The sequence below is a fragment of the Alkalihalobacterium elongatum genome (assembly GCF_019024285.1).
Classification (GTDB): Bacteria; Bacillota; Bacilli; order Bacillales; family Bacillaceae_F; genus Alkalihalobacterium; species Alkalihalobacterium elongatum.
The window spans coordinates 1-24,087 of sequence record NZ_WMKZ01000013.1 but is presented as its reverse complement, the minus strand read 5'-3'; the positions used below and the strand labels follow the sequence as shown (position 1 = coordinate 24,087).

At 35.7% G+C, this 24,087-nt stretch carries 26 protein-coding genes, 1 tRNA gene, 1 rRNA gene, 1 pseudogene and 1 riboswitch; of the genes and pseudogenes, 25 read left to right on the top strand and 4 right to left on the bottom strand.

Annotated elements, in window-relative coordinates:
• Positions 1–6: 6 nt before the first annotated feature.
• The 7 genes from GKP30_RS13665 (at position 7) to GKP30_RS13635 (ending at position 6,165) form a co-directional block, all read left to right on the top strand.
• Positions 7–570 (top strand): 5-formyltetrahydrofolate cyclo-ligase, encoded by a 564-nt coding sequence (locus GKP30_RS13665; protein ID WP_216830012.1) that lies wholly within the window; start codon positions 7–9, stop codon positions 568–570.
• Positions 567–1,355, top strand: coding sequence for a DUF92 domain-containing protein (locus tag GKP30_RS13660; RefSeq protein WP_236035085.1), 789 nt, complete (start codon positions 567–569; stop codon positions 1,353–1,355). Before GKP30_RS13665 ends, GKP30_RS13660 begins: the two co-directional genes overlap by 4 nt.
• 26 nt (positions 1,356–1,381) lie before the next feature.
• The gene (locus GKP30_RS13655) at positions 1,382–2,386 is read left to right on the top strand and encodes a ThiF family adenylyltransferase (protein ID WP_216830011.1); all 1,005 of its coding nucleotides are present in this window, start codon (positions 1,382–1,384) and stop codon (positions 2,384–2,386) included.
• Positions 2,387–2,495: 109 nt separating this feature from the next.
• Entirely contained in the window at positions 2,496–3,455 is a 960-nt protein-coding gene (locus GKP30_RS13650; RefSeq protein WP_216830010.1) for an L-lactate dehydrogenase, read from the top strand.
• 56 nt (positions 3,456–3,511) lie between these two features.
• Positions 3,512–3,709, top strand: a complete 198-nt coding sequence (locus GKP30_RS13645) for a hypothetical protein (protein WP_236035084.1) — start codon at positions 3,512–3,514, stop codon at positions 3,707–3,709.
• A gap of 148 nt (positions 3,710–3,857) precedes the next feature.
• Positions 3,858–4,607, top strand: coding sequence for an HAD family hydrolase (locus GKP30_RS13640; protein ID WP_216830009.1), 750 nt, complete (start codon positions 3,858–3,860; stop codon positions 4,605–4,607).
• 4 nt (positions 4,608–4,611) lie between these two features.
• The gene (locus GKP30_RS13635) at positions 4,612–6,165 is read left to right on the top strand and encodes a rhomboid family protein (protein ID WP_216830008.1); all 1,554 of its coding nucleotides are present in this window, start codon (positions 4,612–4,614) and stop codon (positions 6,163–6,165) included.
• On the opposite strand, the gene GKP30_RS13630 is transcribed toward GKP30_RS13635, so the two are convergent.
• Positions 6,154–7,029: a hypothetical protein gene (locus tag GKP30_RS13630; RefSeq protein WP_216830007.1), complete on the bottom strand. Its 876-nt coding sequence runs from the start codon at positions 7,027–7,029 to the stop codon at positions 6,154–6,156. The two genes, GKP30_RS13635 and GKP30_RS13630, sit on opposite strands and share 12 nt — an antisense overlap.
• Before the next feature lie 94 nt (positions 7,030–7,123).
• On the opposite strand from GKP30_RS13630, the gene GKP30_RS13625 reads away from it, so the two are divergent.
• Together GKP30_RS13625 and GKP30_RS13620 are read left to right on the top strand one after the other, a co-directional pair.
• Complete coding sequence (locus GKP30_RS13625; RefSeq protein ID WP_216830006.1) at positions 7,124–8,170, top strand: M42 family metallopeptidase; 1,047 nt, start codon at positions 7,124–7,126, stop codon at positions 8,168–8,170.
• 132 nt (positions 8,171–8,302) lie between these two features.
• The gene (locus GKP30_RS13620) at positions 8,303–9,766 is read left to right on the top strand and encodes a spore germination protein (RefSeq protein ID WP_216830005.1); all 1,464 of its coding nucleotides are present in this window, start codon (positions 8,303–8,305) and stop codon (positions 9,764–9,766) included.
• A 343-nt stretch (positions 9,767–10,109) separates the two neighbouring features.
• Here GKP30_RS13620 and GKP30_RS13615 read toward each other — a convergent pair whose 3' ends face one another.
• A complete protein-coding gene (locus GKP30_RS13615) occupies positions 10,110–10,499 on the bottom strand; it encodes a YueI family protein (protein WP_216830004.1) in 390 nt (129 codons plus the stop codon).
• A gap of 101 nt (positions 10,500–10,600) precedes the next feature.
• On the opposite strand from GKP30_RS13615, the gene GKP30_RS13610 reads away from it, so the two are divergent.
• Positions 10,601–11,113, top strand: coding sequence for a hypothetical protein (locus GKP30_RS13610; protein ID WP_216830003.1), 513 nt, complete (start codon positions 10,601–10,603; stop codon positions 11,111–11,113).
• Here GKP30_RS13610 and GKP30_RS13605 read toward each other — a convergent pair.
• Positions 11,110–11,337, bottom strand: a complete 228-nt coding sequence (locus GKP30_RS13605) for a hypothetical protein (protein WP_216830002.1) — start codon at positions 11,335–11,337, stop codon at positions 11,110–11,112. The two genes, GKP30_RS13610 and GKP30_RS13605, sit on opposite strands and share 4 nt — an antisense overlap.
• Positions 11,338–11,481: 144 nt before the next feature.
• Here GKP30_RS13605 and GKP30_RS13600 point away from each other — a divergent pair, with 144 nt between their 5' ends.
• From GKP30_RS13600 to GKP30_RS23535, 12 genes and pseudogenes are all read left to right on the top strand, one after another.
• On the top strand, positions 11,482–11,670 hold the full coding sequence (locus GKP30_RS13600; protein WP_216830001.1) for a YqgQ family protein: 189 nt from the start codon (positions 11,482–11,484) through the stop codon (positions 11,668–11,670).
• A 13-nt stretch (positions 11,671–11,683) separates the two neighbouring features.
• A complete protein-coding gene (locus GKP30_RS13595; RefSeq protein ID WP_216830083.1) occupies positions 11,684–12,646 on the top strand; it encodes an ROK family glucokinase in 963 nt (320 codons plus the stop codon).
• Positions 12,647–12,784: 138 nt separating this feature from the next.
• Positions 12,785–14,200 carry an aspartate ammonia-lyase gene (aspA, locus tag GKP30_RS13590; RefSeq protein WP_216830000.1) on the top strand — a complete coding sequence of 472 codons (1,416 nt, stop codon included), beginning with the start codon at positions 12,785–12,787 and terminating at the stop codon, positions 14,198–14,200.
• 302 nt (positions 14,201–14,502) lie between these two features.
• Complete coding sequence (locus tag GKP30_RS13585; RefSeq protein WP_216829999.1) at positions 14,503–15,624, top strand: YqgU-like beta propeller domain-containing protein; 1,122 nt, start codon at positions 14,503–14,505, stop codon at positions 15,622–15,624.
• A gap of 65 nt (positions 15,625–15,689) precedes the next feature.
• Positions 15,690–15,792, top strand: a riboswitch (TPP riboswitch).
• Positions 15,793–15,898: 106 nt separating this feature from the next.
• Positions 15,899–16,528 carry a thiamine phosphate synthase gene (thiE, locus tag GKP30_RS13580; RefSeq protein ID WP_216829998.1) on the top strand — a complete coding sequence of 210 codons (630 nt, stop codon included), beginning with the start codon at positions 15,899–15,901 and terminating at the stop codon, positions 16,526–16,528.
• Entirely contained in the window at positions 16,528–16,725 is a 198-nt protein-coding gene (gene thiS / locus GKP30_RS13575) for a sulfur carrier protein ThiS (protein ID WP_216829997.1), read from the top strand. Before thiE ends, thiS begins: the two co-directional genes overlap by 1 nt.
• Before the next feature lie 4 nt (positions 16,726–16,729).
• On the top strand, positions 16,730–17,512 hold the full coding sequence (locus GKP30_RS13570; RefSeq protein ID WP_216829996.1) for a thiazole synthase: 783 nt from the start codon (positions 16,730–16,732) through the stop codon (positions 17,510–17,512).
• A gap of 15 nt (positions 17,513–17,527) precedes the next feature.
• On the top strand, positions 17,528–18,637 hold the full coding sequence (gene thiO / locus GKP30_RS13565; protein ID WP_216829995.1) for a glycine oxidase ThiO: 1,110 nt from the start codon (positions 17,528–17,530) through the stop codon (positions 18,635–18,637).
• A gap of 103 nt (positions 18,638–18,740) precedes the next feature.
• Positions 18,741–19,541, top strand: a complete 801-nt coding sequence (thiD, locus tag GKP30_RS13560) for a bifunctional hydroxymethylpyrimidine kinase/phosphomethylpyrimidine kinase (protein WP_216829994.1) — start codon at positions 18,741–18,743, stop codon at positions 19,539–19,541.
• A gap of 124 nt (positions 19,542–19,665) precedes the next feature.
• Complete coding sequence (locus tag GKP30_RS13555) at positions 19,666–20,259, top strand: hypothetical protein (protein WP_216829993.1); 594 nt, start codon at positions 19,666–19,668, stop codon at positions 20,257–20,259.
• 16 nt (positions 20,260–20,275) lie between these two features.
• Positions 20,276–20,956, top strand: a pseudogene (locus tag GKP30_RS23540) (DUF1385 domain-containing protein); the annotation flags it as partial.
• Positions 20,957–21,028: 72 nt separating this feature from the next.
• Complete coding sequence (locus GKP30_RS23535) at positions 21,029–21,349, top strand: MTH1187 family thiamine-binding protein (protein ID WP_236035091.1); 321 nt, start codon at positions 21,029–21,031, stop codon at positions 21,347–21,349.
• A 48-nt stretch (positions 21,350–21,397) separates the two neighbouring features.
• Here GKP30_RS23535 and GKP30_RS13545 read toward each other — a convergent pair.
• A tRNA-Gln gene (locus GKP30_RS13545) sits at positions 21,398–21,472 on the bottom strand.
• Positions 21,473–21,609: 137 nt separating this feature from the next.
• On the opposite strand from GKP30_RS13545, the gene comGA reads away from it, so the two are divergent.
• The 3 genes from comGA to GKP30_RS13530 form a co-directional block, all read left to right on the top strand.
• A complete protein-coding gene (gene comGA, locus GKP30_RS13540; RefSeq protein ID WP_236035083.1) occupies positions 21,610–22,683 on the top strand; it encodes a competence type IV pilus ATPase ComGA in 1,074 nt (357 codons plus the stop codon).
• Positions 22,670–23,707 carry a competence type IV pilus assembly protein ComGB gene (gene comGB / locus GKP30_RS13535; RefSeq protein WP_216829991.1) on the top strand — a complete coding sequence of 346 codons (1,038 nt, stop codon included), beginning with the start codon at positions 22,670–22,672 and terminating at the stop codon, positions 23,705–23,707. The genes comGA and comGB overlap by 14 nt, the downstream gene beginning before the upstream one ends.
• 321 nt (positions 23,708–24,028) lie before the next feature.
• A 16S ribosomal RNA gene (locus GKP30_RS13530) occupies positions 24,029–24,087 on the top strand; the annotation flags it as partial.

Sequence of the window (24,087 nt, the reverse complement as noted above, 5' to 3'; positions counted from 1 at the left end):
GTAAGCATGCAACCAAAAAACGTTATACGAACATTAATCAAAAACAAACTAAAGGAAATGACTCAAGAGGAATATAAAAGCAAGAGCAAGAAAATATTTGAACAGTTATGTTCAACTTCATTATGGAAAAATGCTACAACAGTCGCAATTACAATTTCTAGAGGAAATGAAGTAGATACATATCCGATAATTGAAAGAGCTTGGAGAGAAGGGAAGAAGATCGCTGTACCAAAGACCTATCCTGAAACGAGCGAAATGGTTTTCTTTCAAATAAAAAACTTTAATGAGCTTGAAAGTACATATTTTCAGCTGAAAGAACCAATACAAACGATTTGTGTTCCAGTTGACAAGGACCAATTAGATTTAATATTGGTCCCAGGGGTCGCATTTGATAAAAACGGTAATCGATTAGGGTATGGTGGCGGTTATTATGACCGTTACTTGGAGGATTTTCGGGGTGAAACCTGTGCCCTCACATTTGAGCAGCAACTGGTTGATGACATACCGTTAGAACCATTTGATATTCCTGTTCAAATGATTGTAACAGAAGATCAGGTGTATATGTGTTGATTATTCATATATTAGGTGTATTGTTATTAGCATGTATAGCTTATCTGTTTAAGAAATTATCATTATCCGGGATGATGGTTGCAATAGTGATAGGTGTTTGTATAGCACTAGGTTTAGGACTTGAAGGCCTTTTCGTGTTAGCTGCCTTTTTTATTTCTTCAACTTTTTGGAGTTCGTATAAAAAGAACCTAAAAGAGACTGAAATAGTCGAAAAAGATGGAAGAAGAGATGGATGGCAGGTGATTGCAAACGGTGGAGTAGCAGCTTTTTGTTCACTTCTATTTCTATTAACAAAAGAGCCTCTTTGGATTGGTGGTTTTATTGGAGCTCTAGCTGCAGCTAATAGTGATACTTGGTCGTCGGAAAATGGTAGTCTTAGTAAGAGTTCTCCTTATCATATATTAAAAAGGAAGTATGTTGAACGAGGTACTTCTGGAGCTATTTCAATTCAAGGACTATGGGCTGGGGTTTTAGGAGCTTTTTTTATTGCTGCAACAGGGACTTATTTATTATATGAAGTTCACTTTAATGGCATATTAATGTTAATCTTGCTTTTTACAATTTCAGGTCTCATCGGTAACTTAATGGATACATTATTTGGTGCAGTTTATCAAGTCGAATATCGGTGTACGATTTGTAAAAGAACTACAGAACAATTAAAGCACTGTCAGCGAAAAACAGTCCAAATCAAAGGTATTTCATTTGTAAATAATGATATAGTGAACTTAGCATGTACACTAACTGGTGCTGCTTCTGGAACAATAATCTTCGTATTAATAAGCTAATAAAAGGTAAAGTAAGGTGGATAAAGATGAATGAACGTTATTCTAGACAAATATTATTCTCTCCGATCGGGGAGGAAGGTCAAATTAAACTAGCTCAAAGTAAAGCTTTAATTGTTGGGATGGGAGCTCTTGGAACTGTATTAGCCAATCATCTAGTACGTGCTGGAGTTGGATTTGTACGAGTAATTGATAGAGATTATGTAGAAAAAAGTAATTTACAAAGACAAATGCTCTTTACAGAAAAAGACGTTGAAGAAGCATTCCCAAAAGCAATTGCTGCTCAACAAAAGCTAGCACTGATTAATTCTGATGTAAAGGTTGAAGGAATAGTTAGTGATGTAACTCTGCATAATATAGATGAATTTATAGAGGGAATGGATATTGTTCTTGATGGAACTGACAATTTCCAAACTCGATTTCTTTTAAACGACATCTGCTTCAAAAAAGGGATTCCTTTTGTTTACGGAGGAGCTGTAAGCTCTAGAGGAATGTCGGCCTTATTTGTACCTGGTGAGACTCCTTGTTTACGCTGCTTTATAAAGGAAGGGGAAACAGGTGGACAAACGTGTGATATGATTGGGGTTATTTCACCAGTTGTCGATATTGTCGCTTCGTATCAAGTTGTTGAAGCGATGAAATTTCTTGTTGGGGCTAAGGAGCAACGTAGAAGTTTGATTACGTTTGATGTGTGGAGAAATCATACATATGAACTAAAATTCTCTTCTTCTGATAAGGACTGCCCGACGTGTCAACAGAAAAAGTATCCAGCTCTACAAGTAGATAAAGAAGAAGTTACATCTCTTTGTGGACGCGAAACAGTTCAGTTCCATATTAGAAAAGCATTTGATTTAACGGAATGGGAAACGCGATTAAATAAAGTGGCTACTGTTCAAAAAACGCCGTTCTTATTAAGAGCACACTTAAACGAAGGTGAGCGGATCGTCTTGTTTACAGATGGTCGTGCACTTATACAAGGAACAGAAGACATTGTTAAAGCAAAGGCCATTTACTCAAAATATATTGGTTTATAATACCAGTGTAACAAAATTGCCACGTTGATACCGTTTACAATAACTAAAAATGTTTGTGAAATAATGTACAATCGTATTATAAGTAATCCAAATGAAGGGTGGCATTATAATGAACAACTTAAAAAGTAGTCGTGTTGTGATTATCGGTACTGGTTTTGTAGGATCAAGTTATGCCTATGCACTCCTTAATCAAGGTGTTACAGATGAATTGGTATTAATTGATCTGAATAAAGAAAAGGCTGAAGGGGATGCAATGGATTTAAATCATGGTTTACCTTTTACGACACCTATGAAAATTTGGGCTGGTACATATGCAGATTGTAAAGATGCCGATATCGTAGTAATTACTGCGGGAGCTAATCAAGCCCCAGGAGAAACACGTCTTGATTTAGTAGAAAAAAATACGGCAATTTTTAATAAAGTTGTTTCAGAAGTAATGAGTTCTGGATTTAATGGAATTTTTCTAGTTGCTACTAATCCAGTAGACATTTTAACCTATGCAACATGGAAATTTTCAGGTTTACCAAAAGAACGAGTAATTGGTTCAGGTACGATTTTAGATACAGCGCGATTTCGTTTCTTATTAGGTGAGTATTTCGATGTAGACTCTAGAAATGTTCATGCCTATATTATGGGTGAACACGGTGATACAGAGCTGCCGATCTGGAGTCATGCAGATATTGGCGGTAGACCAATACTTCGTTATGTTGAGGATGAGCAATCGAACATTACAAAAGAAGGATTAGATGAGATTTTTGTGAATGTTCGAGATGCTGCGTACCATATTATCGAGCGTAAAGGTGCTACTTATTATGGGATTGCTATGGGGCTTGTTCGTTTAACAAGAGCGATCTTACGTAATGAAAACTCAATTTTAACAGTATCAGCATTACTCGAAGGACAGTATGATTTAGATGATATTTATATTGGAGTGCCAGCAATCGTTAATCGGAATGGTGTACGAGAAGTCGTTGAGCTAGACTTAAATGCAGAGGAGAAAGAAAAACTTAGCCATTCTGCAGCAGTATTGAAAAAGGCAATGGCACCAGTCATAAATTTTAATAAATAGAGATCGAATAATAACAGTATAAAATAGGCACATTATGAGCGAAGGAGGAGATTAAGTTGATATCCCGTTTATTTATGCTTATAGCTGCCTATTTTGTTTATCGCTTTCGTTATCGATTACTAAATGTACTCCTTGGCCAAAGCTGGATTAGAAAATCGGCAGTACGGTTAACAATGAAAATACCTGGCTTAAGACAAAAATTCATGTCTGAAATGATGTTTGGACCTAGAACAGGAACGGTTAATAATCCATAATTTAAGACGAAAAGGAGGCACTGTCATCAAGACAGTGCCTCCTGCTATTTAAAAGCGTGATGCCCAAACTTAACAATAAACCTAACCGTGCCTCAAAAGGTGAAGGAATTTATGAGAGTTGATATAATATGGAAAGAGGAGGTTGGCTATGCGTTGGAGAACGGTTTGTTTTGATCTAGACAATACATTGTTTAGTCACGAAGATGCTTTTGAAAAGGCAATATGTTATTGTTTTGAAAAACTTCAAGAACAATGGCTTCAAGAAAACAGAATAGAAAGCCCAATTGACGTTGCTATGTGGTTTAAAACTTTTAAAAAATATAGTGATTTACACTGGAACCAATTCGAAACACGAAAGATTACAGCTCAAACGTATAGACGCTTGAGGTACCATGATACAATGAAGGAATTTCAAATGCCTTATTCTGATAAAGAGGCCGACGCCTTTCATGCTCAATATTATGATATTGTCGACTCTTTTAGTGAACCTTTTGAGGGTTTAGACGAATTGATGAATGAACTTAAAGAAAGAAATGTTAAAGTTGGAATTATTACGAACGGTGGAGTAGATACTCAATATAGAAAAATAGAAAAAATAGGATTGTCGAGCTTTATTAATAACGATCAAATATTTGTATCCGATGAGCTTGGTGTCGCAAAGCCAAACCGGGAGATTTTTGATTTAGCGTTAAGAAAATTAGGGGTAACAAATGAGAAGTTATTTATTGGGGACTCTTGGGAACATGATGTCTGTGGTGCAATAGATGCAGGCTGGGATGCAATCTATTTGAATACAAGAAAACAGCCAGCAAGTACGGACCATGAGCCAGTTGCTACTTATACTAAATTAACACAAGTCTTAAATCTGATAAAAAACGATCAAACGATGAAAGGGTGAGGGAATGGACGTTTTGCAACATGATTTATTTTATTGGCAACTTGTCCACCACCTTGTGACCCAAAAAAATTTCCGTGTCATTGAAGTAAATCCAAGTCTTAATGAGATTTGGTTGGAAGAGGAAAATCCTAAATCACCCAAAATTATCCGAGTGACTAGAAAAGATGTCAATTGGAGTAATCGACTTAAAGAAGATATGGATAATACGATCGTAAAATTTAATGGCTTACGAAGACAACTTAACATTCGAAAAATTTTTGCTGAAAATATATACGTTTCTACTTATAGTCCCGTAGACTCCTGGCATCATCTAACAGGAAGTCCTTTAACAATAGCACAGGAAAAAACAGTAATGCACACTTACTTGATCGAAGCAGATGTTGTGAGTAAAGCTCATGAACTTGAACGATTAAAAATAGATGTAAACACCGAAATGTTAGTTACTAAAAGTAATGACTATTTTCTTCTTAATGAAGTCGAAGGTGAGATAAAAAAGTTAAAAGATGAGGTTTTACAGAAAGCGGAGGAACGGCTCAAGGCAGAGCAGGCTATATTTCAATTTGGTAAGCCTTATTTTACATATATTTTATTATTGACTGTTGCTGCTATGTTTGTATTGCTAGAACTTAATGGCGGGAGTATGAGAATATTAACATTAGTTGATTTTGGAGCAAAGTATAACCCGCTTATCGAAGCGGGTGAATATTGGCGACTATTTACAGCCATGTTTTTACACATTGGATTTCTACATTTCTTTATGAACTCCTTAGCCCTTTTTTATCTGGGTAGTGCAGTAGAACGAATTTATGGTAGTTGGAGATTTTTACTTATCTACATAATTGCAGGCTTATTTGGATCCATAGCTAGCTTTGCCTTTAATGATCAAGTTGCTGCTGGAGCATCAGGAGCCATATTCGGATGTTTTGGAGCGCTATTGTACTTTGGAATAAACCATAGGAAATTATTTTTTAGAACAATGGGGATGAGCGTTATTGTCATTCTTATTATTAACCTTTCTTTAGGTTTTCTTGTTCCGATGATTGATAATGGAGCACATATTGGTGGGCTAGTTGGTGGCTTCTTAGCGTCTTTTGTTGTCTTGCTCCCCAAACAAAGCTTTAAAGTAAGACAACTGTTCCTTTTAGCTTTTGTAGGGTTAGTAGGATATGGATTATTCCTTTACGGAATGGTAAATGATGAAAAAGCTGGTGCGCCAATTGTTCATCTACAACTTTCACAGGAACTTTTAGAGGAAGACCAGTATGAAAGGGCATATTCATTATTGTTAAGTATGAAAGAGAGGCAACTTGACATACCTGAACTCTACTTTTTGTTAGGATATACAGAGGTCCATTTAAATAAGTATTTGGAAGCTGAAAAAAACTTTATTAGAACTGTTGAATTACGTGCTGATTTTCATGAGGCTTATTATAATTTAGCTCTCATCTATGTACAGCTAGAAGAGGAAGAAAAGGCCCTCCAAGCAGTTAATAACGCATTAGGCTATGCACCAGCAGAAGAGCCTTATATTGAGTTAAAAGAAAAATTAGAACGGTAAAGTCACCATATGTTGGACTTTTTCTCCTTTTAAAGTTTGAAACATAATAATAAAATGATCGTTATTATTTGAAAGTAAGATAAGTGGAACTGTACTTCCTACTGGTTTAATACCTAGGTTATGTTCATTTTGAATACCTGAAAAGTACTCTTTATAAATACTCTCGCCAATTTTATGAATGACGAAGGTCGTTTGATCTTCATTCATGTTTGGTAAAGGGCTTTCCTTATAGTTACAGATAGAAGTCAATGGAAATGCCATATAGTTGTCTGCAACAATGTTATACTCACCTAGCATATCTTTCCAAATATATGCGAGTTGTTGTTCAACAATGTAATCTAAGATCCTTTTACCTTCTAACTCTTTTTCATTAGAAGGAACTTTAAAGGATTGAATCGGAGCTAATGGTGAGTCAATAACGTATAGATCATCACAACTAATTGTGAGACGACTTTTAATTTCGTCATTTGGATAATGAATTTCTGAATGGTGGAAAGATACAGCTTGAAAGTGGCCACTATCTTCACCATTGATAACTTTTCTAATATTCATCTCTTGTTTGTTTTTATCCCATTTAGATAGCACTTCAGTAAGCCTACCATCTTCGAATAGGAAGGAAATGTCTTTACGTAAATACGCTTTTTGGTTCAATTGTGATGAGATGTTCCATTCGATTGTGTACTCATCTTCATCTTCAATTGTTAAAAATTGAAGTGAAGTATCAGCATTTATATACTCTACTTTATGGTCAATAGGCTCAAAGGTAAGAGTTTCTAAATAAGCAGCTTTCTTATCAAGGAAGATGAATAATATAATGGCAGTAATGAAAGTGAATGTCCCAATTAAAAAGATTTTTTTGATCATGTATGCTACCTCCAGTGGACAGCCTTTTATTCTGTAATTTTTATGTCCCGAAATAAACGAATATGATAAATAAAGATGAAAAGGGGAATTTTTAATGAAAAGATTTAATGTTGAAGACGTCATCGAGGTACTAAAACAGCTTGTGAACATCCCTAGCCCTTCTGGAAATACTGATAAGGTGATAACTGCAGTGGAGAACTGGTTAGAGCCATTAGGTGTAGAGATGCAAAGGAATCGAAAGGGTGGCCTCATTGTTACCTTGCCAGGGAAAAATAATACTGAACACCGGATGTTGACAGCTCATGTTGATACATTAGGAGCGATGGTTAAAGAGATAAAGAGTGATGGACGTTTAAGTTTAACAATGATTGGTGGGTTTCGTTGGAATGCAGTAGAAGGGGAATATTGCAAAATTGAAACGAGTGAAGGAAAGGAATTTACTGGAACAATTCTTATTCACCAATCTTCTGTTCATGTTTATAAAAATGCAGGAGAAGTAAAGCGTGATGAAAAGAATATTGAAGTCCGTATCGATGCAAATGTGAAAAATGCTGAAGAAGTACGTGAATTAGGAATTGAAGTGGGTGATTTCGTCTCATTTGACCCTAGGTTTCAAGTGACTGACCATGGGTTTATAAAATCACGACACCTTGATGATAAAGCGAGTGTTGCCATTTTATTGAACACTATTAAATTACTTATTGAAGAACAACGTCAATTACCTTATACAACCCATTTTTTAATTTCAAATAACGAGGAGATAGGTTATGGCGGTAATTCAAATATCCCACCCGAAACCGTCGAATATCTAGCTGTTGATATGGGGGCAATAGGTGATGGGCAAACGACAACAGAGTATTGTGTATCTATCTGTGCCAAGGACTCTAGTGGACCGTACAATTTAGAGTTTAGAAAGAAATTAGTACAAATAGCAAAGGACCAGCAATTAAATTACGCTGTTGATATATATCCTTTCTATGGTTCAGATGCTTCTGCTGCAATTCGCTCTGGACACGATATTATTCATGGATTAATTGGACCTGGGATAGATGCTTCTCATTCACACGAACGAACACATAGAGATTCTCTAGAAAATACTTCGAAATTAATCTATCACTACTTATTGTCAACGATGAAATAAAAATTTGTTAGTGGTGGTGTCAGGCACTTATGGGTGCCTGACATCATTTTTATTTTGTACCCACTTCTTTCTTTTTTTTGCATTAAAAGCACCTTTTTTGCAAAAAATGTACTTGAAGTGGAGGCGATTCTTTTGGTAAATAAGAATATACTACATCCAGTGTCTAAACAGATAAATGAAAATATAGATTATTTAAAAGAGGCTTTGGGTGTGGAGAAAAGTTTCGATATAATTCATCTTGATTTAGAGTATGGGGAAGTTCCAATGGCCATTTTTGTAGTAGATGGCTTTGCTAAAGACTTTTCTTTAACACAAATTCAGCGAGAACTACTTTTACTTAAACCAGAAGATTTAAAGGAAAACCCATTAAAAGCTCTTACTCAAACGCATATACCTTATATTGAAATTGATACTAACGATGATTTAGATGCAATTGTAGATGATGTATTAGCGGGGCAAGCTGCTTTAGTAGTCGACGGTTTAGATAAAATCATCTTAGTTGATACGAGAACATACCCTGTGCGAGGACCTGAAGAACCTGATACTGAACAAGTAATTCGTGGTGCAAAGGACGGCTATGTTGAAACATTGGTCGAAAATGCAGCTCTAACAAGAAGGCGAGTTCGAGACCGAACCTTAAGAATTGAGTATAAACGTGTTGGAAGACGTTCCAAATCTGATTTATGTATTGCGTACATAGAAGATATAGCCGATCCAGAAATTGTTGAAAAAATTAGCCAATCACTTGATAAAATTGATACTGACGGATTACCGATGGGTGATAAGACGATAGAGGAATTTATATTCGGACGGCACCTAAATCCCTATCCAATGGTACGATATTCAGAACGACCAGACGTTGTTGCTTCTCATCTATTTGAAGGGCATGTTGTTATTATGGTCGATGGTTCCCCAAGTGTCATGATTACGCCGACAACGTATTGGCACCACTTGCAGCACGCAGAGGAGTACCGTCAAAAGCCAGTAATTGGTGCTGCTTTAAGAGGGGTTCGTTTCGCAGCTGTATGGGCTTCAATCTTTCTACTACCACTTTGGTATCTGTTTGCAACTAATCAACACCTTTTACCAGAAATGCTTGCTTATATAGGACCGAATGATGAAGGACAAGTCCCCATCTATGTCCAATTTATATTAGCTGAAATTGGGATTGAAATGTTAAGGATGGCAGCTATTCATACACCTAGTGCCCTTGCAACTGCTCTTGGATTGGTCGCAGCGATCTTAATAGGTGAAGTAGCAATTGAAGTAGGGCTGTTTTCACCAGAAGTTGTTTTATACTTAGCAGTTGCTGCTGTTGGTTCGTTTGCAACACCAAGTTATGAATTAAGTCTCGCTAATCGTTTAATAAGAGTTCTCTTATTAATAAGTACTGCAATATTTGGACTAGGTGGTTATTTAGTAGGAATTGTATTGTTTATCCTTTTATTAACAAGTATGAAAGCTTTCGACACACCTTATCTGTGGCCTTTCTTACCATTTTCATATAAGGGTTTTAAAGATGTTTTATTACGTTCCCCGATCCCGCTGAAAAGCCAAAGACCACGAGCCATTCATCCACTTGACCCTGATCGTTAAGTACCTTATAGACTAAAAAGTAAGCTAGGCTTCTGCTTAGCTTACTTTTTTTTTCTTCATCAAGAAAGTATGCTTTTTCCTAGCTTCCAGGTGCCATCGGCTCGAGGTCGCTTCGGTCCATCAAACGTGCCCAAAGAGCAGGACACTAATTGCTGGCCCTCCAGCGCTTGTCGCCGATAACCAGGCCCCTTCCGCTTTTCTATGTCTAGCTCCAGCGCCCAGCGTCTAGTGGACTTCGCTCTCCTCCTTACGATAAGTCAACATCAGCTCGTTCGCTGTGTATCCTTTATCTCATACGGAGGGCTCCAGTCCATACGCCGCTAAACGGCCCCTTCCGCTTTTCTTAATTAAAGTCCATTGCATAAAAGTCGTCTTTTATAAATATTTCAGGTTTATTGATGGCTTGAAACTCTGTGGCGATAACTAGTCCGATTGGTGTTTTTTCATTTGCATTAACTATTGTAAATGGGACAGAATGTTTGTTTGCTTCCTTTACATAATTCGAATATAACTGATATGAGAGATTTCCATTAATATACAGGTGTATATTTTGTGCAGTTTCTAATATTTTGACGGCTTGATCATACATTCCTTGATGAATGACTTGTTTTTTTGTTAAAGCAAGATGAACTCGCTCAATAATCGTTGTCAGAAAAATATTTCGTTCTTCTGGCTTAATTTCTGGATTACCGTAAAGCCCTCGATTAATTATGTCTTTTAATTTGTCTTCCATGTTGTGCGGACTCCTTTTAATCTGAGTGTCTTTTTCATCTTTTCTATACATATAGATGGTAAAAACAGCTTGTTTCACTTTTTAAAGAGGAGGATAATGAAATGATTAGTTCCTTAATAGGGATGTTTTATACGATTGCTATAAGTTTTAGCATTGGCGGGTTAATGATATCAAAACGAATGATGCCATCAAGGTTACAAGTATTTTTTGTTACTTTATTCTTTGCATTTACAGTTTATTTAGGTATAATTGTCGGGCGTTTAGTTGAAAAGATAATAGCCCTGCAATTTATAGAAATTTTACTCGGGCTAGTCATTATAGCTTTTATAGTACTCGCTTTTATAAGTTTTCATCCTACAATGGGTTTTTTTCATCAACAGTCAAGAATATTATGGAGTATAATATTTTTACTGTTCTTCTTATTCGGGATTGAGTGGAATATTCGTGAAGCAAATATTTGGCTTCATTTTGTTTCATCTGTCTTTTTTTATTTTTCCATTCTTATAGGACAACTTATTCAATATGAGGTGTTACAAAAAGTATGGAGATTTCAGTATATTTCATTTCTACCATTAGTTTACTTATTCTTCATAGCAATTTTTAAAATTTTCTAGACGTTCTTTGGCTTTAACATTTCCAGAACTGTTTCTTTACTTGAATAGTAATCGCGTTCGTGATGTTCTGTGTTAAATAAGCCAATAAAGGCTAATATAAATCCAGCAGCCAATAAAATAATAGGAATAATAAACGATTTCTTTTTAACAATACAAATAACAGCAATTACTACAGCGATTACTAAAACGAGTAATCCTAACATAAAAAAAGTAAAGCTTTCCATAGGTAAGTACCCCCTTATTATTGTTCTCTTCTTATGTTAGAACAAATAAGGGCTTTTTTATGTGACAAATTATGAAACAATTATATATTGAAATATTTCTTGGTGAAAAGGAAGTTGATATAATGGGGGAGGTGGGTGATAAACATGAAGACATATTATGACGTTCAACAATTATTGAAAAAATATGGTACTTTTATTTATACTAAAAATCGTCATGTAGATGCTTTGATGATGGAAGAGGAAATACGTGAGATGTATGAGTTAGGTATGCTTGATAAACAATTATTTCAAGAGGCCATACTAATCTTAAAGAAAGAACAACGTGAGAAATAGAAAGGTTGATGACATGACAACAAAATGGTTTGTAGGAGTAGATCTTGGTGGTACTACAATTAAATTAGCTTTTATTGATCCTTATGGTGATATTGTTTATAAAGGTGAAGTTCCAACAAATACTACAAACGGTGGAGGAGAAATTACAACAGATATCGCTAAGTGGATTGATCAATCGTTAGAACATTTAGGACAAACAAAAGATCAATTGCATTCAATAGGTATGGGAGCACCAGGTTTTATTAATATGGAAACTGGTTATATTTATCATGCAGTTAATATCGGTTGGAAGGACTTCCATTTAAAGGATCGTCTAGAAATGGATACAGGCCTTCCCGTTATAGTTGACAATGATGCTAATATCGCTGCATTAGGAGAGATGTGGCGGGGTGCTGGTGATGGTGCCAAAAACTTGCTTTGTGTTACTTTAGGAACAGGGGTAGGAGGAGGCATTATAGCCAATGGTAATATTCTCCATGGTGTTAATGGGATGGCTGGAGAGATCGGTCATATAACAGCTGTACCAGAGGGCGGATATCAGTGTAATTGTGGTAAAACGGGCTGCCTTGAAACGATAAGTTCAGCTACAGGAATAGCAAGGATTGCAAAAGAATTCATTAATAAATACCCTCATAGCTTATTAGCAAGTGAATATGCTAAAGATGGTCATATGACCGCAAAATTGGTAATCAGTTGTGCGGATAAAAAGGATCAATGTGCATTAAAAGTTATAGAAGATGTTACATACCATTTAGGTTTTGCGTTAGCTAATTTGGCAAATGCATTAAACCCTGAAAAAATTGTCATTGGTGGTGGTGTTTCAAAAGCTGGTCAAACCTTGTTGCAGCCACTAGAAAGGGCTTTTCAGAAATTTGCCTTACCAAGAGTGTTTGAAGGTGCTTCAATCGTCACAGCCACATTAGGAAACGATGCTGGGGTAATTGGCGGTGCTTGGTTAGCGAAAAGCCAAAAATAGACGAAGTTTGTGCGTTACTAATAAACGACAAAAAAATGCTGACATATAATAATATTAACTACTGAGAAAAAAGGTGCATTGAAATACATTATAGATAGAAAACTAAATTTAATTTAGTCAATAAAAGGGGAATTTTACATGGAGAAACATAGAGTTGAACGAGATTTAATTGGTGAGAAAAAAGTACCAGTTGATGCTTATTACGGAATTCAAACGATGCGGGCGAAAGAGAATTTTCCAATTACAGGATATCCTCCGCATGAAGAGTTGATTAAAGCCTTTGGATATGTAAAAAAAGCAGCAGCTATGGCAAACCGAGATGTCGGTGCACTAAATCCTCAAATTGCTGATGCAATTGTAGAAGCTTCTGAAGAAGTTATAGAAGGAAAATTAAACCAGCACTTTATCGTCGATGCTATTCAAGGTGGAGCTGGAACTTCCTTTAATATGAATGCCAATGAAGTTATTGCAAATCGCGCGATTGAATTTCTAGGTGGACAGAAAGGTGAATATTTAAAAGTCAGTCCAAATACTCATGTAAATATGGCGCAGTCAACAAATGATGCGTTTCCAACAGCTATTCATATTGCCTGTCTAAATTTAGCTAAAGGTTTAACGAAGGAATTACAAGATTTAATTCAAGCACTTTCAGAAAAAGAACAAGAATTTGATGATGTAATAAAAATGGGCCGTACGCACCTTCAAGATGCTGTACCAATAAGGTTAGGCCAAGAATTTGGTGCATATCGTCGCGCAATTACAAGGGACTTACGCAGGTTAAACGGTTCTTTAAGCGAACTATATAAAATAAATATGGGAGCAACTGCGGTCGGAACTGGTTTAAATGCATTACCCGAATATATTCAAAAAGTGGCCAAATATTTAGCTGATATTACACAATTACCGTTTGAAACTGCAGAGGATCTAGTTGATGCCACACAGAATACAGATGCGTATACAGAATTATCAAGTGCATTAAAAATCTTAGCAATTAACTTATCAAAAATAGCCAACGATTTGAGGTTAATGAGCTCTGGACCAAGAACAGGGTTAAAAGAAATTAACCTACCAGCACGACAACCAGGCTCATCTATAATGCCAGGAAAAGTTAATCCAGTTATGTGTGAAGTTATTAATCAAATATCCTTTCAGGTAATTGGAAATGATCATACGATAAGTCTGGCTTCTGAAGCTGGGCAATTAGAATTAAATGTAATGGAACCTGTGTTAGTATTTAATTTGTTACAATCCTTATCGATACTTCAAAATGGGATAAAAGTATTCAGACAATATACAATAGAGGGCATAACGGCTAATATTGAAAAGTGTAAAGAGATGGTTGAAAGAAGTGTTGGAATTATTACAGCAATAAACCCGCATGTAGGTTATGAAACAGCAAGTCGAATTGCTAAGGAAGCGATTCAGACAGATCGACCAGTTAGGGAAATTTGTATTGAAAGAGGCATCCTTTCAGAAGAAGAGCTAAACGAAATATTAGATCCAAAAGAAATGACTAATCCTGGGATAGCTGGGGCTAAATTTTTATATAATTAACACGGCATCTCCAAAATCAAATCCTAATTTTATGATTTTTAGCCTATAACTAAAAAAGGAAAAGGGTGCGCGCTTTAGGCACCCTTTTTATGTCAATATTATGTACGTAAATTTAAATCATTGAGCATATGTATGAAACATGTAATAATGAAAATTAATTCTCTAATAAGAGAACTAAATAATTGTTGAAAACACTGTAAAAAAACAAAATTATAAAAGGCTCTTTGCTAAAGGATTTACTTTTGCCAAAACAGTCTAATAAAAAAGAATAATATTATTAGAAAATTTAAACGGAGGTTCAAATGAAAAGTAAATCTCTGTTTTTCGTAATAACCTTCCTTATAGTTTTCATTGTCGGATGTACTACGAAAGATAAAGTCAGGATAGACCAACCTCAAAAAAATCTTAATTTAATTCAAAAAGAATTGAATTTATTAATTGAAACTAAATTTGAAACTCCTTTACAAATCAATCCTTATAGTTTTGTTGAAATAAGTGAATGGTATGACAGTCAAACAATTCTCCTTTTAAAAGATGAAAATGCAGTATCCTACATAGATAAAATCAATTTAAATACTGGAGAAATTAGTGAATTTTTTCAAAGTGAGGAACCCATATTCTCGGTAGAAGCAAACTATGACCATTCATACTTTGCAATACAGACATCTACTTATGATTTAACAGCTCCTCTGTATTTTATAAATAAAGAAGGAGAGGTTGTTTATAAATTAAGTGAGATTGGGGAAGATTTTTCTTTATTTTGGAATCAGTATGATCGTGATGAACTAATTATTATATCGTTCCTTCCTGACTGGGAATTCGATGTGTATCGACTCAATCTTAAGGATGGTAGGTTAGTTCAACTTGATCTTGAAAAAATGTACTTTCAGTGGCTCAATGAAGATGAAGTAGCATTTCTAGAATGGTCTTCTTTTGCTCCTAGTTTTTTCGCTCCGATATACAAGTATAATCTTGAAACGAATCATACAGAAGAAATCTTAGAAGAAGTGATAGCATTCGTCACCTTCGGTGAAAATATCCTTGTTGCCATTTCAGTTGATTCTTTAGATGCTGAAATGTCATTATATCAATTTTATAAAAATAATAACCCAATTGGAGAACTACAAATTCCTACGCTAAACACATACTCTGAACAGTGGTGGATACCGTTTCATCAATATGATTCGAGTGAACATTTATTTTATTTTTTAAGACCACTTTATAGCGGTGATTTCTTTAGTTATGATGCCCCTTTTGAATTAACGCAGTTTAACGTCGAAACTGGTACTGAACAAAAAATTTTAGATCTAGAACTACAAGCGCCGATAAAACTTTCCCCAAATGGAAATTGGATGTTGTACGGTAATCAATACGAATGGTTAATTGATTTGACTAATAAAGAGGTCCATTCGCTAATAGAGTAATTGAACATAGGCTTTTTCGGTTGTAATCTATAAAAATTATGTCATAATGAAAAAGAGAATTATATATGAGTGACTAGGGGTGCCTTTAATTAGGCTGAGAAAAAGGATTCCTTTTACCCTCGAACCTGATCTGGTAAAACCAGCGTAGGAAAGTCGAAGAATTGATTTGATATCAATATCTAACCGTAATCCGTCGTTGGATTACGGTTTTATTTTTACGTTACAAAAAACTTTTTTAATAAGTCCCAAACACGTGAAAGGAGACAACAAGACTATGAAAGATTTTAAGCTCTATACAATTACTGGTGAAGAATTTCACCCTAATCGAGATATGATAACAGTTATGGAAGAAGCGATAAAAGGTGGATCTGACATTATTCAATTAAGAGATAAAACGAGCTCTAAAAAAGTCGTTTTTGAAAAGGCAAAGCAATTGCGTGAAATAACTAAGAAATATGGAGTTACGTTTATTGTAAACGATCATATTGATGTGGCTTTAGCTGTTGATGCGGATGGTATTCATATTGGTCAGGATGACTTACCAATAGAAGAGGCTAGAAAGATCGTTGGAAACAAAATCATTGGTTTATCTACACATGCAATCGAGGAAGCTCGTGCTGCACAGAAGAATGGAGCGGATTATATTGGAGTGGGCCCAATTTTTCCAACGAAGAGTAAGGTGGATGTTGTTGATCCCGTAACGACCGATTATATTCGCCAAGTTGTTAAAGAAATTACCATTCCTTTTGTTGCTATTGGTGGGATTAAGCTTCATAACGTAGATCAAGTTCTAGAAGCAGGAGCTAGTCGTATTTGTGCTATTAGTGAAATTGTTGGAGCAGAAGATATTCAATCTGTTTGTAAACAGTTCATAGAAAAAATTGATCAAAAGGTGAAAATATAATGGAACTTTATGTTAATGGTGAGACGGTTGAATTAGAAGTGAATACACTTACGGATGTTGTTAAGCATTACGGGTTGGAAAAGAACTTAGTTGTTACCGAAGTGAATGGTGAAATTATTGATAGGAATAACTGGGAAGCTACTATCGTTGAACCTGGAATGAAAATAGAATTAGTTCATTTTGTTGGAGGAGGATGATCATATGAACAGCAAGGATAAATTAATCATCGGTGGAAAAGAGTTATCTTCACGTTTCTTTATAGGAACAGGACGTTATCCTAATCCATTTGTACAGAATGAGGCAATTAAAGCATCGGGTTCTGATGTTTTAACTTTTGCTATCCGACGTGTTAATTTAGATGCTCCTGATGAGGATGCGATCTTACAACATTTAGAAGGACAGACATTTACGTATTTACCTAATACCTCAGGCGCAAAGACAGCTGAAGAAGCTATTCGTATCGCTAGATTGGCAAAAGCAAGTGGACTAAGTGATTGGATTAAGGTTGAGATTAGTGTAAATGAAAAAACTTTATTACCAGACCCAATTGAAACCTTAAAAGCAACCGAAGTTCTTGCTAAAGAAGGGTTTGTTGTACTTCCTTATACTTCTGACGACCCTGTTTTATGTAAAAGGTTAGAAGAAGCAGGTGCAGCTGCAGTTATGCCAGGTGGAGCGCCAATTGGAACAGGCTTAGGCATTTTAAATCCTTATAATTTATCTTTAATTGTAGAGGAAGCTAATGTTCCAATTATCGTTGATGCTGGGTTAGGGTCGGCCCGAGATGTTGTCCAAGCGATGGAGCTTGGTGTCGATGGTGTTCTAATGAATACACCAGTCGCCAAAGCAAAAGATCCTGTTAAAATGGCAACTGCGATGCGTTATGCCATTGAAGCTGGTCGAATGTCATATTTGGCTGGTCGAATTCCACAAAAACGGTATGCAACAGCAAGTAGTGCTTATGAATCGTTGATCTTGAAATAGAAAGAGTGAATATAAATGGGAGAACGAATTGTTGTACTAGGTGGGGGTATTATTGGACTTGCAACAGCTTTTGAGTGTCAAAGAAGAGGACATGATGTGACGGTCTTAGAAAAAGTAGCTTGCGGAGGACAGGCTTCTGGTGCAGCGGCTGGTATGCTTGCACCATTTTCTGAGATAGGCGAGGACCCAGATGACTTTTTTAGATTATGCCTTGAAAGTTTAAAACTGTATCCGAAATGGCAAAAGGACGTTAAAGATGTTTCTGGAATGGACTTTGAGTACAGTAACTCTGGGAGTTTGCATTGTGTATACCATGAAGCAGATCTGCTAGCATTGGAAACGAGACAGCAATGGCAAGGACAGTTTGGCGCAAAAGCAGAGATATTATATGGAGAAGAACTATTTAAATTAGAAAAAGAACTTTCACGTGATATGATCGCTGCCATGTACTATCCAGAAGAAAGCCATGTTTATGCACCAGATTATGTAAAAGCATTAGAAGAAGGCTGCTTAAAGTTAGGTGTAAAGATTTTTGATCATCTTGAAGAAGTGTCAGTGCAAAGTTGGAAGTCAGAAATAAGTATTATTGCAAAAAGCGGACAAACCTTTTCTGGTGACCGTCTTGTAGTGAGTAATGGTGCATGGGCAAAAGAATTAGAAAATGTGTTTGATCTAAATATTCCCGTTTATCCTATAAGAGGCCAAATATGTGCTTATAACATACCAGTAGGAAAGGTAAAACATATTATCTACACCAGTCAAGGATATTTAGTTCCAAAGGCAAATGGAACACTCGTTAATGGTGCGTCAGAGGATATTGCTGGTTTTGATACAACGGTAACAGAAAAAGGGATTCGTAGATTAACAAATTGGAACAAAAACGTATTACCGTTTCTTGAAATGGAAGTTCCGTTCCATACTTGGGCTGGGCTTAGACCAGCAACGCAGGATGGTTATCCATTGATTGGCCAGTTATCAAATAAACCAGAGATTATTTTTGCTGCGGGACATTATCGAAATGGAATACTGTTGAGTCCAGTAACAGCACATATTGTTGCAGATCTTCTTGATGAAAAACAAGAGATCGTACCATTAGGTTCCTTTGCTCCAGAACGTTTTAGTTAATAGTTCAAAAAACAGAACAAAAACAACTAAAGAATAGGACTGCAAAGTTTTATGAATAAACTATTTTGCTGTACTTTTGAACAATAGGAAGGTGAAATTCGTTATGAATAAAGCATTAACAATAGCAGGCTCTGATAGCGGTGGTGGGGCTGGGATTCAAGCTGATTTGAAGACATTTCAAGAATTAGGCACTTTTGGGACGAGTGTAATCACTGCACTGACTGCCCAAAACACATTAGGTGTTCATGGAGTTTTTCCACAAACAATTGAGGCGATTGAAGCTCAACTAGATGCTGTATTATCAGATATTGGAGCGGATGCGGTAAAAACGGGAATGTTATTTTCTGATGAGATTATTGAATTAGTTGCCCAAAAGCTCAAACAGTATAATGTGAGTAATATTGTTGTCGACCCTGTAATGATTGCCAAGGGCGGTGCATCATTATTACAAGATGCTGCTGTTGAAGCGCTTGTTACGAAACTACTTCCACTTGCAACAGTTATTACTCCTAACTTACCTGAAGCTGCAAAAATATTAAATGTACCTGAAATGGCTACATTAGATGAAATGGAGGCAGCGGCTAAAAAGTTACATGCGTTAGGGCCGAAGTATGTAGTATTAAAGGGCGGACATCTTGAAGGAGATGAAAAGTCTACTGATATTTTATATGATGGAGAAAACATAACTCTATTAGAAGCGGAAAGAATCAGTACTAAAAATACACACGGTACTGGGTGTACATTCGCTGCTGCAATTGCTGCTCAATTGGCAAAGGGTGATGAAATAGCAGTTGCTGTAAAAACGGCTAAGGAATTTATAAGTGCAGCTATTACTCATTCGTTATCAATCGGCAGAGGCATTGGTCCAACGAATCATGGTGCATATCGATTAAATAATGAATGATTGTAGAGGCTGGTCTAAAGGAGGTATCCATGATCAGCCTCTAATCTTTGTAGTAAAACGATAGACAAATAATAAAAATTTAGAGACAATAAAGTGATATATATTAAAGATAAGGTGGTTGTTTATGTTTAGAGGAAATGCTGCAGTCATCATATTACCTCTCATTTTAATGGGATTTATCTTTTATGGGGGCTATCATTATTTAAATACTTCCGACCAGATTACGAATGAAGAACTAGATAGTGTTGTTTCGCTAGTTGTCGAAACTAGTTCAAATGGAAATAAGCAAACAATTAGTGGGTCTTGGGATTGGAAGGAAATGCCAATTGATGGGGTTGTAGGCCAAGACTATATTGGTGTTAAATTAGTTGAAGAAGAAAATCAACAACTGGTTAATTCTGATTATATATTAAGTTCAAAGTTAACGTTAAGGCATAGCGGAAAGGAAATATATGAAACAAATGGTACTTTTGTTTTTGACGGGATTATTTTCGAATTTCCCAATGAAGTTCAAGAACATATAGGTTATGGGAATTTGGGGACGTTTGAAATTGTATTAGACGGAGAGCAGTTTGCAGGAAATGAAATTTCAGTTAGTTACCTCCATACATGGGTGGAGCATGATGGGCTTTTCTTTGAACAAGCTCGCTTGTCTGAAGTAAGTTTAGACATTGATTATTGGACGATTGAACGCTTTACGACTATTCCACAACAATGAGAGAGGATTGGACAACATGATTAAAGGTTTGTCCTATCAAAATGGGATTTTTTTTATTGGAAAAGAATTTGTAGCTTGTGCGTATAACGATAATGGAAGAATTTCAGACTGGGTAAGGCCACTTAACCTGAAAACAATTTTTCTGATGGCGCGACAAGTTTTTACATCGATGCCTTTGTTGTTTAAATTAGTTACAATTGTCTTCATGGCCCTTGTTTTTGTGCCTAAGCTCTTATTGTTCTTCATTGATTTGTCAATTTGGCGTGGTTTACCTTATTACTTTTTGTTTTACTACATGTTTGGCACACACTTTTTGTTTCCGAAGACATTAAAGCAATACCATGGGGCAGAACATAAAGTTTTCAGTACTCGCGGGAAAATAAAGCAATCACGACTTTATCAAATCCGAAAAGCGGCAATAACCAACCCTCATTGTTCAACAAATGCTGTTGTTATTTATTTTAGTTCGGTTGTGGTACTTACATTGATCCTAATCCCTTTTAATACATTCACAGCGGCAATCATGTGGGGTTCATATGGAGCTGTACTGATCGTTCTCCTCCTAAATCAAACTATAAATAAAAGACCGATGCGTATAGTTACGAAATTAGTGTTAAAAGTCTCATATTATTTACAGAAGCATATAACAACAACTGAACCAGAACGTGTACATTTATTAACGGCTGTACGTTCTTATAGAAAATTGGCCCAACAAGAATTTCCACACTTAATAGAGGAAAAGAAATATGTAAAGAAGGAGGAAAAGAAAATGGCAATAGTTGATGTAACGATTATTCCAATTGGTACGAATTCTCCTAGTGTTAGTCACTTTGTAGCAGACATACATGAAGTTCTAAAAAAATACGAGGATAAAGTGAAATATCAATTAACACCAATGAGCACGATTATTGAAGGAGAATTACCTGTTCTTTTTGAAGTAATTCAAGCGATTCACGAAGTGCCTTTTGAAGCAGGGGTACAACGAGTTGCGACGAATATTAGGATTGATGATCGCCGAGATAAAAAGACAACTCTTGATGGAAAATTGGCATCTGTTAATGAAAAGTTAAATGAAAAAAATCAACTTTAAAATAAAAACACCTCCAAATCCGATGATTTAGGAGGTGTTTTTTATGTATGGCTGGGCTAGCAGGATTCGAACCTACGCATGACGGAGTCAAAGTCCGTTGCCTTACCGCTTGGCTATAGCCCATTGCAACTGGTTGACAGTCATTATTATGTTCGATTATTAATGAAATATACAATTTTTTTATAAAAACTTTACTTTAAATCATTGAAAATCGATAGTATCGTTAAAATGAAGACAATAATACATAAGGTGGTGTTTAATTGGAAGATATAATGCAAAAAAGTAAACTAATTCTTAATGAAGCTTCGAAAAGGAATGCAAGTGATATCCATATTGTTCCTAGTAGAAAGATAGCCAATATTTATTTTCGTATCAATCAAAAATTGATTTTATTCGATGAAATCTCAAGTGCGGTTTGCGAAAAGCTTGTTAGTCACTTTAAATTTTCTGCTTCAATGGATATTGGTGAAAAACGAAAACCTCAAAATGGTACATTAGAATTTTCTTTTCAATCGAGACGTATTAGTCTACGCCTCTCTTCTATACCTACACCTTTTCAGGAAAGTTTAGTAATAAGGCTTTTACCTCAAGACGATTCCTTAAAAATTGAACAACTTTCCTTATTTTCAACTGACTCATTACTTCTGAAACAACTAACTAAAAAAAGAAATGGCTTAATTATTATTACTGGGCCGACTGGATCAGGTAAAACGACGACTTTATATTCCATGATGTTAGCAGCAAGACAAGCTGACCAATTAAACATCGTTACTCTAGAAGATCCAATTGAGAAGAGAACAGAAGGTTTAGTTCAAATGGAGATAAATGATAAAGTTGGACTTACATATAACGAGGGCTTAAAAGCCATACTTCGTCATGACCCTGATCTTATTATGATTGGTGAAATTCGCGACAACCTGACTGCCCAATTAGCAATTCGCTCAGCAATGACAGGTCATCTTGTTCTTACAACAATGCATACAAAAGATACAGTGAGTGCCATCTACCGACTATTAGAATTAAACATTCCTAAACATGATATTGAACAAACACTCATCGGTGTCATTGCTCAAAGGTTAGTTGAGAGAAAGTGTCCTTTGTGCAAAGTGAATTGCTCATCCTTTTGTGAAAAGTTAAATAACAGTAAAATTACAGCTATTTATGAGATGTTGGTAAGTACTAACTTAGAAAAAGCGATGTACGGAATTTTTGAAGAGCGCCCAGATCCAATCAAATTCAAAACTATACAAAGTCAATTGATTAAGGCATATGCACTTGGTTATATTACACGATGTTCCTTAGAGAAATGGGGTGACATTAGTGAAATGGCGTAAGGAGATTAGTGGTATGAAAAAAGGGGAGTTACTGAAACGATTGGGGTACTTGTTGCATCAAGGGTACAGTCTTTCCGATGGTTTAGAACTTCTTTTGATATCACAAAAACAACCTTTAAGAGTAAAAGTGTCAGAAGTACTGCAGGATTTAAAGGAAGGACAAGCTTTCCATAAGGCGCTTGAGAGCCTAATGTTACCAGCAGAAATCTCCTCGTTTATTTATTTTTCAGAACAAATCGGCAAACTCCCAAGTGGGTTAATTGAGGGAGGTACATTGTATATTAAGCAAGAACAAACGAAAGAAAAGGTAGGGAAGTTACTGAGGTATCCATTATTCCTAATATGGACCCTCATGATTGTAATGGTCATAATGGCGACTTATTTGTTTCCTCATTTTAAGAAATTATTTGATACAATGTCTGTTGAGTTACCGTTCGTTACGATTCTATTTCTTAGATTAATTGATTGTTTCCCCTATCTAATTTTATTGGCGTTGGTTTTATCTCTAATTGGCTTAGTTTACTATTTAACAAAGTTTCGCCACTATACTCCCCACAAGAAAATGAAATTAATACTCAAACTTCCTTTTCTTTCTTCATTTACCTCCTCATTTATCACTTATTATTTTTGTGTACAGCTAAGTAGTTTGTTAAAAGGTGGTTTATCTATTTCTCAAGCTCTAAATATTTTTAAGGATCAGAGTATTATGCTATTTCTTCAAGATGAGGCCGCTTGGTTAATTCATCGGTTGGAAGAAGGAGAAGCGTTTGCAGCAATTATAGCAAGAAGACCATTCTTTAACGATGAACTAGCCCTAGTAATTGAGCATGGACAAAAACGTGGAGCGCTAGATCTAGAGTTACTGAACTACAGTGAGCATTTATTCTTTTTAATAGAAGAAAAAACAAAGAAACTAGTCATGATTGTACAACCGTCGATGTTCTTTATTATAGGCATGATTGTACTATTAATGTTTTTAGCTATACTTGTACCTATGTTTCAATTGATTAATTCATTAAGCTAATTAATTAAAGGTGACAAATAGTTAATGTCACCTTTTTAAATTGTATTAGAGTAGCGATTAAATTTTTTCGGAAAAACACTTGATTATTAATTTATTAAATGATATATTATTATTCGTCGCTGATGAACAGCAACAGTAATTATAAAAAAAGCACTTGACTCACCTGAATTTTATGTGTTATTATATAAAAGTTGCTGTAAAACGCATCAACGTAAGTTCTTTGAAAACTGAACAAAAAGCCAAGCGAAATAAAGAGATAGATGATATCTCGTCAATGTTTTAAAAACGTCACGTTTGTGACAATGAGCTATATCAAACACTTTTATGGAGAGTTTGATCCTGGCTCAGGACGAACGCTGGCGGCGTGCCTAATACATGCA